15 protein-coding genes are annotated in these 16,009 nt (G+C 68.7%); 9 read left to right on the forward strand and 6 right to left on the reverse strand.

The window, feature by feature from the left end; all coding sequences use genetic code 11:
- Window positions 1–34 precede the first annotated feature (34 nt).
- A complete protein-coding gene (locus tag ACAG25_RS20570) occupies window positions 35–1,912 on the forward strand; it encodes an ABC transporter family substrate-binding protein (protein ID WP_370490344.1) in 1,878 nt (625 codons plus the stop codon).
- A gap of 23 nt (window positions 1,913–1,935) precedes the next feature.
- On the opposite strand, the gene ACAG25_RS20575 is transcribed toward ACAG25_RS20570, so the two are convergent.
- Window positions 1,936–3,426 (reverse strand): catalase, encoded by a 1,491-nt coding sequence (locus ACAG25_RS20575; protein WP_370490323.1) that lies wholly within the window; start codon window positions 3,424–3,426, stop codon window positions 1,936–1,938.
- 11 nt (window positions 3,427–3,437) lie between these two features.
- The gene (locus ACAG25_RS20580) at window positions 3,438–3,863 is read right to left on the reverse strand and encodes a Fur family transcriptional regulator (protein WP_370490324.1); all 426 of its coding nucleotides are present in this window, start codon (window positions 3,861–3,863) and stop codon (window positions 3,438–3,440) included.
- Between the two features lie 156 nt (window positions 3,864–4,019).
- Between ACAG25_RS20580 and ACAG25_RS20585 the strand changes: the two genes are divergently transcribed.
- Complete coding sequence (locus ACAG25_RS20585; protein ID WP_370490345.1) at window positions 4,020–4,460, forward strand: MarR family winged helix-turn-helix transcriptional regulator; 441 nt, start codon at window positions 4,020–4,022, stop codon at window positions 4,458–4,460.
- A gap of 73 nt (window positions 4,461–4,533) precedes the next feature.
- Here ACAG25_RS20585 and ACAG25_RS20590 read toward each other — a convergent pair whose 3' ends face one another.
- Window positions 4,534–5,688, reverse strand: a complete 1,155-nt coding sequence (locus tag ACAG25_RS20590; RefSeq protein WP_370490325.1) for a hypothetical protein — start codon at window positions 5,686–5,688, stop codon at window positions 4,534–4,536.
- 389 nt (window positions 5,689–6,077) lie between these two features.
- On the opposite strand from ACAG25_RS20590, the gene mshB reads away from it, so the two are divergent.
- The 3 genes from mshB (at window position 6,078) to ACAG25_RS20605 (ending at window position 10,177) form a co-directional block, all read left to right on the forward strand.
- Window positions 6,078–6,932, forward strand: coding sequence for an N-acetyl-1-D-myo-inositol-2-amino-2-deoxy-alpha-D-glucopyranoside deacetylase (gene mshB, locus ACAG25_RS20595; RefSeq protein WP_370490326.1), 855 nt, complete (start codon window positions 6,078–6,080; stop codon window positions 6,930–6,932).
- A gap of 110 nt (window positions 6,933–7,042) precedes the next feature.
- On the forward strand, window positions 7,043–7,510 hold the full coding sequence (locus ACAG25_RS20600) for a hypothetical protein (protein WP_370490327.1): 468 nt from the start codon (window positions 7,043–7,045) through the stop codon (window positions 7,508–7,510).
- Between the two features lie 96 nt (window positions 7,511–7,606).
- On the forward strand, window positions 7,607–10,177 hold the full coding sequence (locus ACAG25_RS20605; RefSeq protein ID WP_370490328.1) for a bifunctional FO biosynthesis protein CofGH: 2,571 nt from the start codon (window positions 7,607–7,609) through the stop codon (window positions 10,175–10,177).
- Window positions 10,178–10,234: 57 nt separating this feature from the next.
- Here ACAG25_RS20605 and ACAG25_RS20610 read toward each other — a convergent pair whose 3' ends face one another.
- Entirely contained in the window at window positions 10,235–10,789 is a 555-nt protein-coding gene (locus ACAG25_RS20610; RefSeq protein WP_370490329.1) for a YceI family protein, read from the reverse strand.
- Between the two features lie 338 nt (window positions 10,790–11,127).
- On the opposite strand from ACAG25_RS20610, the gene fdxA reads away from it, so the two are divergent.
- Both fdxA and dapC read left to right on the forward strand, forming a co-directional pair.
- Window positions 11,128–11,451, forward strand: a complete 324-nt coding sequence (gene fdxA, locus ACAG25_RS20615) for a ferredoxin (RefSeq protein WP_370490330.1) — start codon at window positions 11,128–11,130, stop codon at window positions 11,449–11,451.
- Window positions 11,452–11,507: 56 nt separating this feature from the next.
- Window positions 11,508–12,596: a succinyldiaminopimelate transaminase gene (gene dapC / locus ACAG25_RS20620; RefSeq protein WP_370490346.1), complete on the forward strand. Its 1,089-nt coding sequence runs from the start codon at window positions 11,508–11,510 to the stop codon at window positions 12,594–12,596.
- Window positions 12,597–12,612: 16 nt separating this feature from the next.
- Here dapC and ACAG25_RS20625 read toward each other — a convergent pair whose 3' ends face one another.
- Together ACAG25_RS20625 and ACAG25_RS20630 are read right to left on the reverse strand one after the other, a co-directional pair.
- On the reverse strand, window positions 12,613–13,113 hold the full coding sequence (locus ACAG25_RS20625) for a hypothetical protein (RefSeq protein ID WP_370490331.1): 501 nt from the start codon (window positions 13,111–13,113) through the stop codon (window positions 12,613–12,615).
- Window positions 13,114–13,260: 147 nt separating this feature from the next.
- On the reverse strand, window positions 13,261–13,800 hold the full coding sequence (locus ACAG25_RS20630) for an NUDIX domain-containing protein (RefSeq protein WP_370490332.1): 540 nt from the start codon (window positions 13,798–13,800) through the stop codon (window positions 13,261–13,263).
- A gap of 40 nt (window positions 13,801–13,840) precedes the next feature.
- Here ACAG25_RS20630 and ACAG25_RS20635 point away from each other — a divergent pair, with 40 nt between their 5' ends.
- Entirely contained in the window at window positions 13,841–15,259 is a 1,419-nt protein-coding gene (locus ACAG25_RS20635) for an acyl-CoA synthetase (RefSeq protein ID WP_370490333.1), read from the forward strand.
- 44 nt (window positions 15,260–15,303) lie between these two features.
- Window positions 15,304–15,900, forward strand: coding sequence for a M15 family metallopeptidase (locus tag ACAG25_RS20640; RefSeq protein WP_370490347.1), 597 nt, complete (start codon window positions 15,304–15,306; stop codon window positions 15,898–15,900).
- The last annotated feature ends 109 nt before the right edge of the window (window positions 15,901–16,009 follow it).

Genomic DNA, 16,009 nt, shown 5'->3' on the forward strand with positions numbered 1-16,009 from the left:
TGCAGGCTCGTCCGCCCCGGGGTCGGTCGATACCCTGACAGACGTGCCGATCGCCCGCCGACTGTGGACCGCCGCGGTCGCATCGGCTGTGCTGTTGCTCGGCGGCTGTACGGTCAGCCCGCCGCCGGCGCCGCAGAGCACCGACACCACGGAGTCGACGCCGCCGCCGCCGATGAAGGCGACCCAGATCATCATGGCCATCGACTCGATCGGCCCCGGCTTCAACCCGCACCTGCTGTCCGACCAGTCGCCGGTCAACGCGGCCATCAGCTCGTTGGTGCTGCCCAGTTCGTTCCGGCCCATCCCCGACGCGACCACCCCGACCGGGTCGCGGTGGGAGCTGGACACCTCATTGTTGGAGTCCGCCGAGGTCACCAGCCAGGAGCCGTTCACGGTGACCTACAAGATCCTGCCCGAGGCGCAGTGGACCGACAACGCGCCGATCGGGGCCGACGACTTCTGGTATCTCTGGCAGCAGATGGTCAGCCACCCCGGGACCGTCGACCCCGCCGGCTACGACCTGATCACCGGGGTGCAGTCGATCGAGGGCGGCAAGACCGCCGTCGTCACCTTCGACCAGCCCTACCCGGCGTGGCGCGAGCTGTTCAACAACATCCTGCCGGCGCACATCGTCAAGGACGTGCCTGGTGGATTCGGCGCGGGACTGGCACGGGCGTTGCCCGTCACCGGCGGCCAGTTCCGGGTCGAGACCATCGACCCCCAGCGCGACGAGATCCTGCTGGCCCGCAACGACCGCTACTGGCGTGAGCCGGCTACACCCGACCTGCTGCTGTTCCGCCGCGGCGGGAGCCCGGCCGCACTCGCCGACTCCATCCGCAACGGCGACACCCAGGTGGCGCAGGTGCACGGCGGGGCGGCCGCGTTCGCGCAGCTGTCGGCGATCCCCGATGTGCGGACCGCACGGATCGTCACCCCGCGCGTCATGCAACTGACGCTGCGCGCCCAGCAGCCGGCGCTCGCCGACGCGCAGGTCCGCAAGGCCGTCCTCGGGTTGCTCGACGTCGACCTTTTGGCCGCGGTGGGGGCCGGAGACGACAACACGGTCACGCTGGCGCAGGCGCAGGTGCGGTCTCCGTCGGACACCGGATACGTACCCACCGCTCCACCGGCGATGCCGCGCGAGCAGGCGATGTCGTTGCTCGCCGACGCCGGCTACCAGATCGAGACCGCACCCGAGACCGGTGCACCGGCACCGGACAACCCGCCACCGGACAACGGTCGGGGCCGGCTCATGCGCGACGGGGAACCCCTGACATTGCGGATCGGCGTGGCCGCCAACGATCCGACGTCGGTCGCCGTGGCCAACACCGGCGCAGACCAATTGCGCAACGTCGGCATCGCCGCGTCGGTCCTCCCGCTGGACCCGGTGGTCCTCTACAGCGACGCGCTGATCAACAACCGGGTCGACGCGGTCGTCGGCTGGCGTCAGGCCGGGGGAGACCTGGCGACCGCCCTGGCCTCGCGTTACGGCTGCCCGGCGTTGGAAGCCACCGCAGTGGCCACCGCGACACCGCTGCCGAGCCCGGATTCGCCCGAGACCCCGCCGGCGCCGCCGTCGTCACCCGCGCCGCCACCGCAGACCACGTTGACGACACCGCCGCCGCCCGCGCCGGAGGCCGGTGAGCTCGTCCAGGCCCCCAGCAACATCAGCGGCATCTGTGACCGCAGCATCCAGCCCCTCATCGACGCCGCGCTGCAGGGCACCGCCGACATCGCCGAGGTGATCGACGAGGTCGAACCGAAGCTGTGGGACCTGTGGACCGTGCTGCCGATCCTGCAGGACACCACGATCGTGGCCGTTGGTCCCAGCGTCCAGCACGTGGGGCTGAGCGGGGCGGTGCCCGTCGGCATCGTCGGCGATGCCGGCAACTGGGTGAAACTACCTCAGTAGCAGGGGATCTCGGGTGGGGCGGGTCAGCCTTCGCCCATGCCCTGGACCGGTGCGTTGCCGCCGCCCTGACGCACCACCTTCTCGATGCGGGCGCCCAGGTCGTCGTCGACGTTGCGCCAGTACTCCAGCGAGCGGTCCAGCACCTCGCCGGTCACCCCGTCCAGGCTGCCCGCGATCGTCTCGACCGCCGCGGCGCGCTGCGCGTCGTTCCACACCTTGCGGACCATGGTTCCGGGCTGGCCGAAGTCGTCGTCCTCGGAGTGCAGCGCGTAGGCCGAACGCACCAACTCGGCGTCGGCTTCCCAGCCGTCTTTGGCGGCACCGGTGACATCCGACCACGGTCGGCCGGCGCTGTTGGGGGCGTACACCGGCGCGGCACCCGAGTGCTGGTAGGCCATCTGGCCGTCGAACATGTAGGTGTTGGTCTCGACGCCCGCGCGCGGCTGGTTGACCGGCAGCTGATGGAAGTTGGTGCCGATCCGGTTGCGCTGCGCGTCGTTGTAGGCGAAGGCACGGCCGAGCAGCATCTTGTCCGGCGAGAGCCCGATGCCCGGCACGGTGTTGCCCGGGGAGAACGCCGCCTGTTCGATCTGGGCGAAGAAGTTCTCCGGGTTGCGGTTGAGCGTGAACGAGCCCACCGGGATCAGCGGGTAGTCGCCGTGCGGCCACACCTTGGTCAGGTCGAACGGGTTGAAGCGGTAGTCGGCGGCTTCCGCGTACGGCATCACCTGCACCGACAGCTTCCAGCTCGGATGCTCGCCGCGGTTGATGGCGTCGAACAGGTCTCGGCGGTGGAAGTCGGCGTCCTCGCCGGCCAGGTTCGCGGCTTCGTCGTTGGTGAGGAACTCCAGACCCTGCTCGGTGTGGAAGTGGTACTTCACCCAGAACTTCTCACCGGCGGCGTTGACCCACATGTAGGTGTGCGAGCCGTAGCCGTTCATGTGGCGCCAGGTCCGCGGCAGGCCGCGTTCACCCATCAGATAGGTGACCTGGTGCGCTGATTCGGGGTTCAGGCTCCAGAAGTCCCACTGCATCTGCGGTGAGCGCAGGCCGGAGTCCGGCAGACGCTTCTGGCTGCGGATGAAGTGCGGGAACTTCATCGGGTCGCGGACGAAGAAGACCGGGGTGTTGTTGCCCACCAGGTCGTAGTTGCCCTCGGAGGTGTAGAACTTCATCGAGAAGCCGCGGACGTCGCGCCAGGTGTCGGGGCTGCCCTGCTCGCCGGCGACGGTCGAGAACCGGATGAGCATGTCGGTCTGCGCGCCCTTCTGGAACAGCGCCGCCTTGGTGAACTGCGAGACGTCCTCGGTGGTGGTGAACACCCCGAACGCGCCGGAACCCTTGGCGTGCGGGTTGCGCTCGGGCACCCGCTCACGGTTGAAGTGCGCCATCTGCTCGAGGAAGTGCACGTCGTGCAGGACCAGCGGTCCGTTGGGGCCGACGCTGACCGTGTTGCGGTCGCTGAAGGCCGGGGCGCCCGTCCCGGTCGTGGACCCGAATTCGCTTGTGGTCATGAACTTCTCCTTCAGTTGAGTTGATTCCTGCGCTGGCAGTCGGGGCACACACCCCAGAAAGTCACCTCGGCTTCGTCGATGAGGTAGCCGGTGTCGGTCCGGGGGTGCAGACACGGCGTATCGCCGGTGTCGCAGTCGACGTCGGTGAGTGCCCCGCATCGCCGGCACACCAGGTGGTGGTGGTTGTCGCCGGTCTGCAGTTCGAAGCGCGGCCGCGAACCCGCGGGTTCGACCCGGCGCAGCAGGCCCGCTTCGGTCAGCGCGTACAGGACGTCGTACACCGCTTGGGTCGAGAGCGATCCGATGCGCTGGCGCGCACCCGCGGCGATCGCGTCGACACCGGAGTGCGGGTTCTCGTGCAGTTCGGCCAGTACGGCCAGCCGCGGACGGGTGACCCGAAGATTCACCGACCGCAACCGGTTCTCCCACTCGCTCATGCACATCACCCCCAAATTGGATTGAGTCAAAAAACTAGTGTGCCTCAATCTCTTGCATAAAGCAAGGCTTGCAATAAGCAACAAGGCGTGGGCGGTACGATCCTCGGTCATGCGCCGACCCTGGACCACGTCGTGAGTGAGACGACCGCGGAGGAGATGTCAGCCTTCGAGACCGCGGTCCGCGACCTGGCGGGACTCGCGTTGCGCAGCGTCGACAAGGTCGACGTCACCCTTCCGCAGTTCCGGTTGCTCTCGGTGCTGGCGCAGGAGGGTGCGCTGACGTCGACCGCGTGCGCCAAGGCTCTGGGTGTCGTCGGTTCGACGGTGACCCGCCTGGCCGACCGGCTGCACGCCTCGGGCCATCTGGTGCGGGGCTCGGATCCGGCCAACCGCAGCATCGTGAAGCTGGAGCTCACGGAGAAGGGCAGAACCGTGGTCGCTCAGGTGGGGGAGGACCGGCGCAGGGAACTGCGCCGTGTCCTGGACCGCATCGACCCGGTTCAGCGGGCCGAATGCGCGGCCGTGTTGCGCACCCTGCACGAAGAGTTCACCGACGAGCACGGCACGACCTCGCCGGTCCGTACGCACGGGTGGTGAGTCACGCGGTGGCTACACCGCGAAAACGGCCCCGCTTCCGAGGTGCGGGGGCCGTTGGCTTCGGACCGTCGGTCTACGCGGCGCGCGCAGCCCGACGCTCGGATGTGCCGCTGTCGCTCGATGAATCCGCCGTGGATGCGGCACCGGGCGACTCGGGGGCGACCTCCGGGTCCTCCTCGGCGACGTCCTCGGCAGCCGTCTCGACAGCCAATTGCTCGTCGATGTCCTCGACGGCATCGGTGTCGGTGGTCGCAGCGTCCATCGTCGGGTCGTCCTCGACCGGGTCGGTGACCGGTTCGGCGGGCTCGGCTGGCACCTCGGTGACGGGCTCGGTCACCTCCGGGGCCGATGCCGTCGGTTCTGCGACCGGGGCGTCGGGCGCGGAGTCCGTGACGTCGTCGGACACGGCCTCGGCGTCGTCGTCGCTCGCGGGCGACGCCCGCCGCTCACTGACAGTGACCATCGCGCCCTCGCCGACCGATGTGGCCGACGGCCCACCTTGTGCCTCAGGGGCGGACTCGGGTGCGATGGCCGCGGCCAGACTGCGCGGCAGGGTCACCAGCAGCGTGTAGACCAGACCGTTCTGCGACGCATCCTCGGGGTCGAAGGACAGGAGGCCGGGCAGGAAGACGTCGTCGGAATTCCGATAACCGTTGAGGACCGCGCCGGTGATCGCGGCGGGAATGTTGATCAACGCAAACACGGCATCGATCAAATTGCCTTCTTTGAGTGAGTCGAACGTGGCCTGCAAGGAGTCGCCCGTCGCGGCCAGGATGCCGCCCAGCGGGCCCAGCGCGCTCAACGTCAGCCCCAGAAGGTTCTCCAGGCTGAGCGCCGCCTTCACCGCGTTGGCCACGTTCTGGGTGATCTTGACGGGGATGTCGAGCAGTCCGGAGGTGAAGATCGGCAGACCGATGGTGACCAGAGGGTTCACGAAGAACGCATTGATCAGATTGTTGAAGCCGGCGGAAATCTCGCCTTGGAACATCTGTTCCACCGCAGTCCCGAGGGTTTGCCACAGGCCCTGTTCGTTGCTGAAGCTGAGGTAGTTGATCGCTCCTTCGATCGCGCCGCCGACCGCGTTGAACGTGGTCACGCCGTAGCCGAAGACGTTCTCGAGAGCCTGGCGCAGCAGCGGGAACGGATTCTGCAGCCACTCGGTGGCCACTCCGCCGGTGTTGCTCGCCGCGCCCTGGACGACCTCGACCCACGCGGTGATCGGGTCCACTACTGCCGACAGCTCTACCTGTGCTGTTGCTATCGCCGAGCCTGCTGTCGGAGAGTTCGGCAGGGGTACCACCGAGGGTGAGATGGCGATGACACTCGCCCCCGCAAGTGCCACCCCCGCGGTCAGATAGGAACGAACCGATACGTTCGTAACACCCTTTCTCGATGCCGTTGTGATCTTGAACACGCAACGACCATAACGGCCATTCGGAGTTAATTGCCGCAAATGTAAATTTTTTCTGAAACGTGTTCTAGTTCGTTAGACAGGTTGGCTGGGTTCGCATATCGGATAAGTCGGACCCGCCGGAGCAACCGGCCGGATATTCGCCGAGCGTTGCCGCCCACCCGGGCCGGCAGTCGACTCTCCGCACGAGCCGTCATGCTGGACCGATGGAGACCGCACGACTGCTGTTCGTCCACGCGCACCCCGACGACGAGACACTCACCACCGGCGGGACCATCGCGCACTACGCGGCGCGCGGTGCCGAAGTGCGGGTCGTCACGTGCACGCTCGGCGAAGAAGGCGAGGTCATCGGCGACCGCTGGGCGGGGCTGGCCGTCGACCGAGCCGACCAGCTGGGCGGTTACCGCATCGCGGAACTGACCGCGGCGCTGGCCGCGCTCGGCGTCGACGGACCCCACTATCTCGGTGGGGCGGGCCGCTGGCGGGACTCGGGCATGGAGGGCACCCCGGCACGCCACCACGAGCGGTTCGTCGACGGCGACTTCGACGAGCAGGTCGCCGCGCTGGTCGCCGTCCTCGACCAGATGCGTCCGCACGTCGTGGTCACCTATGACCCGCGCGGCGGATACGGCCACCCCGACCACATCCACACCCACCGGGTCACCACGGCGGCAGTGGAGGCCGCCACCTGGCGGGCACCGAAGTTCTACTGGACCGTGATGGCCGCATCAGCGCTGGATGCCGGCGACGCCGTGCTGGATGAGGCCCCCGCCGAATGGACCCGGATCCCGTTGCGTCAGATGCCCTTCGAGGTCTTCTCCGACGGGGCCGTCGACGCCGCGATCGACGTCACCGCGGACCTGCCGGCGAAGGTCGCGGCCATGCGGGCCCACCAGACCCAGGTCACCGTCTCCGACGACGGGCGCTTCTTCGCGCTGTCCAACAACATCGCGCTGCCCGTCGACGGGGCCGAGTACTACGTCCTGACCGCCGGCTCGGCCGGACCCCGCGACGACCGGGGCTGGGAGACCGATCTGTTGGCGGGGTTGAACCTGCGTTGACCGGCCCGGCAGCGGGTAAGCTGCCCCCAACCGCGCACGGAAGGGCAGCACATGGACCCCGACCTCGATCCCAATCTGCAGCACTGGCAGGACCGGCTGGACAGCTATCAGTGGGTCGTCGGGTCGCTGGTGTCCCTGCTCGACAGCATCCCGACCTGACCTCGCCGACCGCCCCGGGCGGGGATCCGTTGCGTGGCATCGTGCTGTTCCTGCTCGGCCTCGACGGTGTGTTGTCGGCGCTGATGGCGGTGTTCTTCCTGCCGCTGCGGGTCGGTACGGTCGCGCTGCCGGTCAGTGCCCTGTTGTCTGGGCTGCTCAACGTCGCGCTGGTCTGGGCGGCCATGCAGTGGACGTCCTCGCCGCGCCTGGCCGCGCTGCCGCTGTGGACCTGGCTCGGCACGGTGGTGTTGTGCACCTTCGGTGGGCCCGGCGACGACATCGTGTTCGGCGGCGTGGGGCTCATGCAGTACGGGGCCCTGCTGTTGATCGCGCTGGGAGCGCTTCCGCCCGCGTGGCTGCTGATGCGGCGTTCGGCGCCGGCTGGGGCCGGGGCGACATCCGGAGCGCGGGTGCGATGACTACTGTGGCCCCTATGTCATGTGGGTGGCAGGCGCAGTCCGTCTCAGATCGTGAGACGGCAGGATGATCCGCGACAACGGCGGGGTTATCGGGAAGTGGCTCTGAACTCCCAGCGCGGCGCCGACCTTCCCGATCCCGTGATCCCTCCCGCGCCCGACGCCGCCGCTCTGCGGCGGGTGTTGCGACGCGCCCGCGACGGGGTGGCGCTCAACGTCGACGAGGCCGCCGTCGCCCTCACCGCGCGCGGCGACGCGCTGGCCGATCTGTGTGCCAGTGCCGCGCGGGTGCGCGATGCCGGCCTCGAGGCCGCCGGCCGTCGCGGTACCACCGGCCGGTTGCCGGTCAGCTATTCGCGCAAGGTGTTCATCCCGGTGACCCACCTGTGTCGGGACACGTGCCACTACTGCACGTTCGTCACCGTGCCCGGAAAGCTGCGTACCGCGGGCATCGGGATGTACATGGAGCCCGCCGAGATCCTCGACGTCGCCCGCCGCGGTGCCGAAATGGGTTGCAAGGAGGCACTGTTCACCCTCGGGGACCGCCCGGAGGCGCGCTGGGACGAGGCGCGGCAGTGGCTCGACGAACGGGGTTACGACTCCACCCTGGACTACGTGCGCGCGATGTCGATCCGCGTACTCGAGGAAACCGGTCTGCTGCCCCACCTGAACCCCGGCGTCATGAGCTGGGCGGAGTTGTCGCGGCTCAAGCCCGTCGCACCGTCGATGGGCATGATGCTCGAGACGACATCGCGCCGGCTGTTCGAGACACGCGGCGCCGCCCACTACGGCAGTCCCGACAAGGACCCCGAGGTACGCCTGCGCACGCTGGCCGACGCTGGCCGGTTGTCGATCCCGTTCACCACCGGGTTGCTGGTCGGCATCGGCGAGAACCTGGCCGAGCGTGCCGAGACCATCCACGCGATTCGCCGGTCGCACAAGGAGTTCGGGCACATCCAGGAAGTGATCGTGCAGAACTTCCGGGCCAAGGACCACACCGCGATGGCCTCGGCGCCCGACGCGGGCTTCGACGATTTCCTCGCCACCATCGCGGTCACACGGTTGGTGATGGGACCGAAGATGCGCATCCAGGCGCCGCCGAACCTGGTGTCGCGGCAGGAATGCCTGGCGCTGATCGGCGCCGGCGTCGACGACTGGGGCGGCGTCTCGCCTCTGACCCCCGATCACGTCAACCCGGAGCGGCCGTGGCCGGCCCTCGACGAGCTGGCCGCCGTCACCGCGGAGGCGGGGTACGACCTGGTGCAGCGCCTGACCGCACAGCCACAGTACGTGCAGGCCGGCGCAGCGTGGATCGACCCGCGCGTGCGCGGGCACGTCGACGCGCTGGCCGACCCGGACACCGGCTACGCGCTCGACACCAACCCGGTCGGGCGGCCCTGGCAGGAGCCCGACGAGGCGTCGGAGTCGCTCGGCCGCACCGACCTGCACACCGCGATCGACAGCAGCGGTCGGCTCACCGAGACGCGAAGCGATCTCGGCAGCGCGTTCGGTGACTGGGAGTCCATCCGCGCCAAGGTCGAGGAGCTGGCCGCGCGCGCGCCCGAACGCATCGACACCGACGTGCTGGCCGCACTGCGTTCGGCCGAACGCGACCCGGCCGGCTGCAGCGACGACGAATACCTGGCGCTGGCCACCGCGGACGGGCCGGCGCTCGACGCCGTTGCGGCACTGGCGGATTCGCTACGCCGCGACACGGTCGGCGACGACGTGACGTTCGTCGTCAACCGCAACATCAACTTCACCAACATCTGCTACACCGGCTGCCGGTTCTGCGCGTTCGCGCAACGCAAAGGCGACGCCGATGCCTATTCGCTGTCCACCCAGGAGGTCGCCGACCGGGCGTGGGAAGCTCACGTCGCCGGCGCCACCGAGGTGTGCATGCAGGGCGGTATCGACCCTGAACTGCCGGTCACCGGTTACGCCGACCTGGTGCGCGCGGTGAAGGCCCGGGTGCCGTCGATGCACGTGCACGCGTTCAGCCCCATGGAGATCGCCAACGGCGTCACCAAGAGTGGGCTCAACGTCCGGGAGTGGCTGATCGCGCTGCGGGAGGCCGGGCTCGGGTCGATCCCGGGGACGGCCGCGGAGATCCTCGACGACGAGGTGCGCTGGGTGCTGACCAAGGGCAAGTTGCCGACGTCGATGTGGATCGATGTGATCACCACGGCCCACGAGGTGGGGCTGCGGTCGAGCTCGACGATGATGTACGGCCATGTCGACACCCCTCGCCACTGGGTGGGGCATCTGAGGGTGTTGCGCGACATCCAGGACCGCACAGGCGGATTCACCGAGTTCGTGCCGCTGCCGTTCGTCCATCAGTCCTCGCCGCTGTACCTGGCCGGGGGAGCGCGTCCGGGCCCGACGCACCGTGACAATCGCGCCGTGCACGCGCTGGCGCGGATCATGCTGCACGGCAGGATCGCCAACATCCAGACCAGTTGGGTCAAGCTCGGCGTGGAGCGTACGCAGGTGATGCTCAACGGCGGCGCCAACGACCTCGGCGGCACCCTGATGGAAGAGACCATCTCCCGGATGGCCGGGTCAGAATTCGGCTCGTACAAGAGTGTCGAGGATCTGGTGGACATCGCCGCTGGCATCGGCCGGCCCGCCCGCCAGCGTACGACCACCTATTCACCGCTGGCGGCGTGACTCCGCGGCGAAAAGCCGTGTTGTCACGTGCTTTTCGCCGCGGGCCAATGCCTGGGGTCAGGACTGCTTGACGGCTTCGATGTTCAAGGTGACGGTGACCTTGTCGCCGACGACCACGCCGCCGGACTCCAACGGCATGTCGATGTCGATGCCGAAGTCGCGGCGGTTGAGCACGACCGACGCCTCGAAACCGGCGACCTGCCCGCCGTCCATGCCGGTGCCGACACCGTTGAATTCCAGGTTCAGCGAGATGGGCTTGGTCACGCCCTTGAGGGTCAGGTTGCCGTCGAGCACATAGTCGTCGCCCTCGGGCCGGATCGCCGTGGAGGTGAACGTGGCCACGGGGTAGCGGTCGACGTCGAAGAAATCGGCGGAGCGCACGTGCGCGTCACGCTGCTCGTTGCGCGTGTTGATCGAGTCGACGGCGACCTCGGCCTGCACCGACGGGGTGCCGTCGTCGGCGACGGTGATGGTGCCCTGGAATTTCTCGAATTCGCCGCGGACCTTGCTCACCATCAGGTGACGGACCGAGAAACCGACCGACGAGTGCACGGGGTCGATGGCCCAGGTACCGGTCGAGAGGGTGGTGGCAGTGGGAACGGCTGTAGTCATGAATTCCTCCTGAAGTTCGCTTGGTCTGGGGATCGCTGTGGATCGAGAACCGCGACTCTGCGGCCTCTCATTCATCTAAACGGACCGCAGTCCGGAATTGTTCCCGAGTCGTCGCGCACCGGTGCGGAGCGCGGGCGTGCCGGGTAGGCGGACGGGAAACTAGACCGTTAGTATCTGTAACCGTGCGCAACCCTTAACTGGGGTCGTGCAACTTAGGGCACACTGAGACAAACGTCCCAACGACGGCAGGGATACTTGTCGGGACCTGTTCGCAGTTGAGCTCTCTGCCTGTCAAGCAGCCCGCAGGATTGCAGTTCGAGGACTTGAGGAGAAGTTAGGTGACGTACACCATTGCCGAGCCTTGCGTCGACGTCAAAGACAAGGCGTGTATCGAGGAATGCCCTGTCGACTGCATCTACGAGGGTGCTCGCATGCTGTACATCCACCCGGACGAGTGCGTCGACTGCGGCGCGTGCGAACCGGTGTGCCCGGTGGAGGCCATCTACTACGAGGACGACGTCCCCGAGCAGTGGAGCAACTACACGCAGGTGAACGCGGACTTCTTCACCGAGCTCGGCTCACCCGGTGGTGCGTCCAAGGTCGGCCAGACCGACAACGACCCGCAGGTGATCAAGGATCTGCCGCCGCAGGGCGAGGACTGAGTACCACGACCCGCACACCAGGTGGCTCCGGCGGCGTGCAGGCTGCCCGTCGACCGCTGAAATCAGCGGGGTTGCCGGTGTTCCCATGGGACACGCTGGCAGAGGTCACCGCCACGGCCCGAGCGCATCCGGACGGGATCGTCGACCTGTCGGTCGGCACGCCGGTCGATCCCGTCGCCCCCGTCATCCGGGACGCCCTGGCCGCGGCGAGCGCAGCGCCCGGCTATCCGACGACGGCGGGTACGGACGCACTGCGCTCGTCGGCGGTGGCCGCGCTCGAGCGTCGGTACGGCATCACGGGCCTGACCACCGGTGCGGTGTTGCCGTCGATCGGCACCAAGGAGTTGATCGCCTGGCTGCCGACGTTGCTGGGTCTGGGAGCCGGGGACGCCGTCGTGGTCCCGGAGTTGGCCTACCCGACCTACGAGGTGGGGGCGCTGCTGGCCGGGGCTGCGGTGGTTCGGGCGGACTCGCTGACCCAACTGGGCCCCTCGACTCCGGCGCTGGTGTACCTGAACTCGCCGAGCAACCCGACCGGCAAGGTGCTCGGCGTCGAGCATCTGCGCAAAGTCGTCGGCTGGGCCCGGGAGCGCGGCGTGCTGGTCGCCTCCGACGAGTGCTATCTGGGCCTGGGGTGGGATGCGGCGCCGGTGTCGATCCTGCATCCCGATGTCTGTGACGGCGACCACACCGGGCTGCTGGCGCTGCACTCCCTGTCGAAGACGTCGTCGCTGGCCGGTTACCGCGCCGGTCTGATCGCCGGGGATCCGGCGGTGGTGGCCGAACTGCTGGCCGTGCGCAAACACGCCGGCATGATGGTGCCCTACCCGGTCCAGGGCGCCATGGTGGCGGCGTTCGACGACGACGAGCATGAGCGCGTCCAGCGCGAGCGGTATGCGCGCCGGCGGACCGCGCTGCGGGAGGCGTTGCAGGGCGCCGGGTTCACGGTGGATCACTCCGAGGCCGGGCTCTATCTGTGGGCCACGCGCGGCGAACCCTGCCGCCAGACGCTGGCCTGGCTGGCCGACCGGGGAATCCTGGTGGCGCCCGGCGAGTTCTACGGTCCGCGCGGCGCGCAGCACGTGAGAGTGGCGTTGACCGCCACCGACGAGCGGGTAGCCGCTGCGGTGCAGCGATTGAGCTGATGCTGCGGTGCAGCCGCTACGCCGGGTAGGCGGCCACCGGCATGATGACGGTGCCCTTGCACAGGCCGTCGAGGATCTCAGTGCGCCACGTACCGAACAGCGAGCCGTCCGGTGCCGGGGCGTAGAACACCAGCGACCTGGCCGGCGCGTACTCCCGGGGCACGTCACCCCCGCGGAAGCACTCCCACTGCCAGTTGTAGTTGAAGACCCACTGTTTGCCGTCCCACGTGTAGCGGGTCGGCTGCGGGATGGTGGGGTTGCTGGGGGCCGGACCGTCGCTCGCGGTGGCCGTGCAGATCCCGGCGCACGATGTGGTGAACGTGTACTGCGCGCTGAAGTCCGGTTCCGGTTGCCGCGCAGCGATGCTGGTGCCCATCTTGTCCGACGCGTAGGTCACCACAGTGTAACGGCCGTCCCAGCCCTTGGGTGCGGCCTGCGCGTTCGCTGCACTGCAAACAGACAGCGCCGCAACGGCTGTCGTGAGTGCAAGCGTGCGGTAGGCCCGGGGGGCAGACATGGTTCCTCGCAGTGTCGGCAGTGCTGGCTAGTGGCAACCTAATTGGCTCATCCGTCAAACTGCCCGACCGACACGGTCGGTTGCGGCACGGTTGAGTCACGGGTTGGTATCAGTCTGTCGACTCGAAAGACATTCGCGGCGAACGCATCACCGTTCGTGCAGCTGCAACAACGTCCATGCGGCCAGGGACTGTGCGTCGGTGATCGCGCCGTCGGCCATCATCTGTTCGACCTCCTCGCGGCGAAACCATGCGCTGGTCATGTCCTGCTCCTCGGGCTCCCGCGCGTGGGCGCCCTCGGTGATCCCGGTGGCCAGGAACACCCGGCCGCGCTGGCTGCTCAGACCCGGTGCCACGTCGAGGAGGCCGAGCTCGATCATCGTCTCCGCGGCCAGCCCGGTTTCCTCGCGCAGCTCGCGCGCGGCGAGCTCGGCGGGATCGAGATCGACGCGGCCGGGGGCGGTGCCCTGCGGGAACTCCCAGCGCCGGATGCCCAATGGGTAGCGGAACTGTTCGACGAGGCGGAAGCGGTCAGCGGCGTCACGGGCGATCACCAGCGCGTAGTCGGGTTTGTCGACCACGGCGTAGATGCCCGGACTCCCGTCGGGCCGGCGGATGTCGTCTTCACGCAGCGTCATCCAGTTGTTGCGGTACACCTCCCGCGAGGCCACGGTCCGGATCGAGTCCACGCAGCACAGTATGCCCAGCCCTGCGGGTAACCTTCGGGGCGTGCTGCTGGCCTCCCTGAACCCCGCGGCCCTGACCGGCGGCGCCGATCTCGACGACGCGGTGCGCATCGACGGCGTCTCGCTGCGGCGCAGCGATCTGCTCGGTGCGGCCACCGCGGTCGCCGAACGCGTGGCCGGCGCCGGCCGGGTCGCGGTGCTCGCCCGGCCCACCGCGTCGACGGTGCTCGCCATCGCGGGGTGTCTGATCGCCGGGGTACCGGCCGTGCCGGTGCCCGCCGACGTCGGCGCGGCCGAACGTCGTCACATCGTCGCCGACTCGGGCGCCCAGGCCTGGTTGGGGGAGCGCCCCGACGAGCTCGAGGGGCTGAGCCACATCCCGGTGCGGTTGCACGCACGCAGCTGGCACCGCTACGCCGAACCGCCGCCCGAGGCGACCGCACTGATCATCTACACCTCCGGCACCACGGGTGCGCCCAAGGGCGTCGTCGTCAGCCGGCGTGCCATCGCGGCCGACATCGACATGCTCGCCCAGGCCTGGGAGTGGACCGCCGACGACACCCTCGTCCACGGGCTGCCGCTCTACCACGTACACGGCCTGGTCCTCGGGCTGCTCGGGTCGCTGCGCGTCGGCAACCGATTCATCCACACCGGCAAGCCACAACCCGCGGCCTACGCCGAGGCGGTGGCCGAGGGCGGCGGAACCCTGGTCTTCGGGGTGCCGACGGTGTGGTCGCGCATCGTCGCCGACGGGGCCGCGGGACGGGCCATGTCGAAGGCCCGTTTGCTCGTGTCCGGCAGCGCACCGCTGCCGGTGCCCGTGTTCGACGGCTTGGCCGAACTCTGTGGCCACGCGCCGGTCGAACGGTACGGAAGTACCGAATCCCTGATCACGCTCAGCACCCTGGCCTCCGGTGAGCGTCGACCCGGCTGGGTCGGGCTGCCGCTGCCCGGCGTGCACACCCGCCTGGTCGACGACGACGGCGCCGAGGTCGCCCACGACGGCGAGACCATCGGGAAGCTCCACGTGCAGAGTCCCACGCTGTTCGATGGGTATCTGAACCGGCCGGATGCGACCGCCGAGGTGCTCGGCGACGACGGCTGGTATCGCACCGGCGACGTCGCCGTCATCGACGCCGACGGCATGCACCGTATCGTCGGCCGCGAGTCGGTCGACCTGATCAAGACCGGTGGTTTCCGGGTCGGCGCCGGCGAGATCGAGACCGTGCTGCTGGGACATCCCGGGGTGGCCGAAGCCGCCGTCATCGGTGCGCCTGACGACGACCTCGGGCAGAGGATCGTCGCGTTCGTCGTCGGTGATGCCGCACCCGATCAGCTCACCGAGTATGTGGCAGAGCAACTCTCGGCGCACAAGCGCCCCCGCGAGGTGCGGGTGGTGGACAGTCTTCCGCGTAACGCCATGGGTAAGGTCCTCAAACCCCAACTCGCCCAGTGGCTCTGACCTTGTTGTGCCGAGCGCGCGTGTCTGCTGCCGACACGCCGCGGATTTCCGGCATTTTGCGCGCGCTCGCCACGCTGTCGGCGGTTGCATTGCTGACGGCGTGCGGCCAGGCGCCGACCGTGGCGCTGCGACAGACCAGCATTCCGCTGCCGCCGCCCGCACCGACAGCTCCGCCCGCGGATCCCCTGACGATCGGGGACGCGGCAGTCGACACCACCAGCGGCTGGCTGCCCGACGGTGTCACGCTCTCGCCGATCGAGGACGCGGCCAATCCTATTCTCGCGCAACTAGATCCGAACCTGCTGCGGGCCGTGCAGGACGCCGCTCGGGCAGCCGCGGCCGACGGGGTCGAGCTGAACGTGACCTCCGGTTGGCGGTCGCCGGGCTTCCAGCAGCGGTTGTTCGACGACGCGGTCCGCACGTACGGCAGCTGGGACAGGGCCGCTGAGTTGGTCGCCACGCCCGAAGTGTCCAAGCACGTCACCGGCCAGGCCGTCGACATCGGTCCGGCGGCCGCGGACCACTGGCTCATCGCCAACGGTCAGCGGTTCGGCTTGTGTCAGATCTACGCCAACGAGATCTGGCATTTCGAGTTGGTGTCCGGACCGTGCCCGCCGCTGCTGCCCAACGCCGCGGGGTGACGAGCGCGCGCAAAATGCTGGAAAACCCCGGGGCAGACTCAAGTGATCGTTGCGGCACCTGATGGTTAGGGGTGTTGTTTCGATGGGTTTTCGAGGGCGGGGCCAGCAA

The sequence above is a fragment of the Mycobacterium sp. pV006 genome, assembly GCF_041287115.1.
Classification (GTDB): domain Bacteria; phylum Actinomycetota; class Actinomycetes; order Mycobacteriales; family Mycobacteriaceae; genus Mycobacterium.

Coding starts and splice junctions, on each gene's coding strand:
- ACAG25_RS20610 (WP_370490329.1), bottom strand. CDS start 10,789: ATGACTACAGCCGTTCCCACTGCCACCACCCTCTCGACCGGTACCTGG.
- ACAG25_RS20625 (WP_370490331.1), bottom strand. CDS start 13,113: ATGTCTGCCCCCCGGGCCTACCGCACGCTTGCACTCACGACAGCCGTT.
- mshB (WP_370490326.1), top strand. CDS start 6,078: ATGGAGACCGCACGACTGCTGTTCGTCCACGCGCACCCCGACGACGAG.
- ACAG25_RS20575 (WP_370490323.1), bottom strand. CDS start 3,426: ATGACCACAAGCGAATTCGGGTCCACGACCGGGACGGGCGCCCCGGCC.
- ACAG25_RS20580 (WP_370490324.1), bottom strand. CDS start 3,863: ATGAGCGAGTGGGAGAACCGGTTGCGGTCGGTGAATCTTCGGGTCACC.
- ACAG25_RS20585 (WP_370490345.1), top strand. CDS start 4,020: ATGTCAGCCTTCGAGACCGCGGTCCGCGACCTGGCGGGACTCGCGTTG.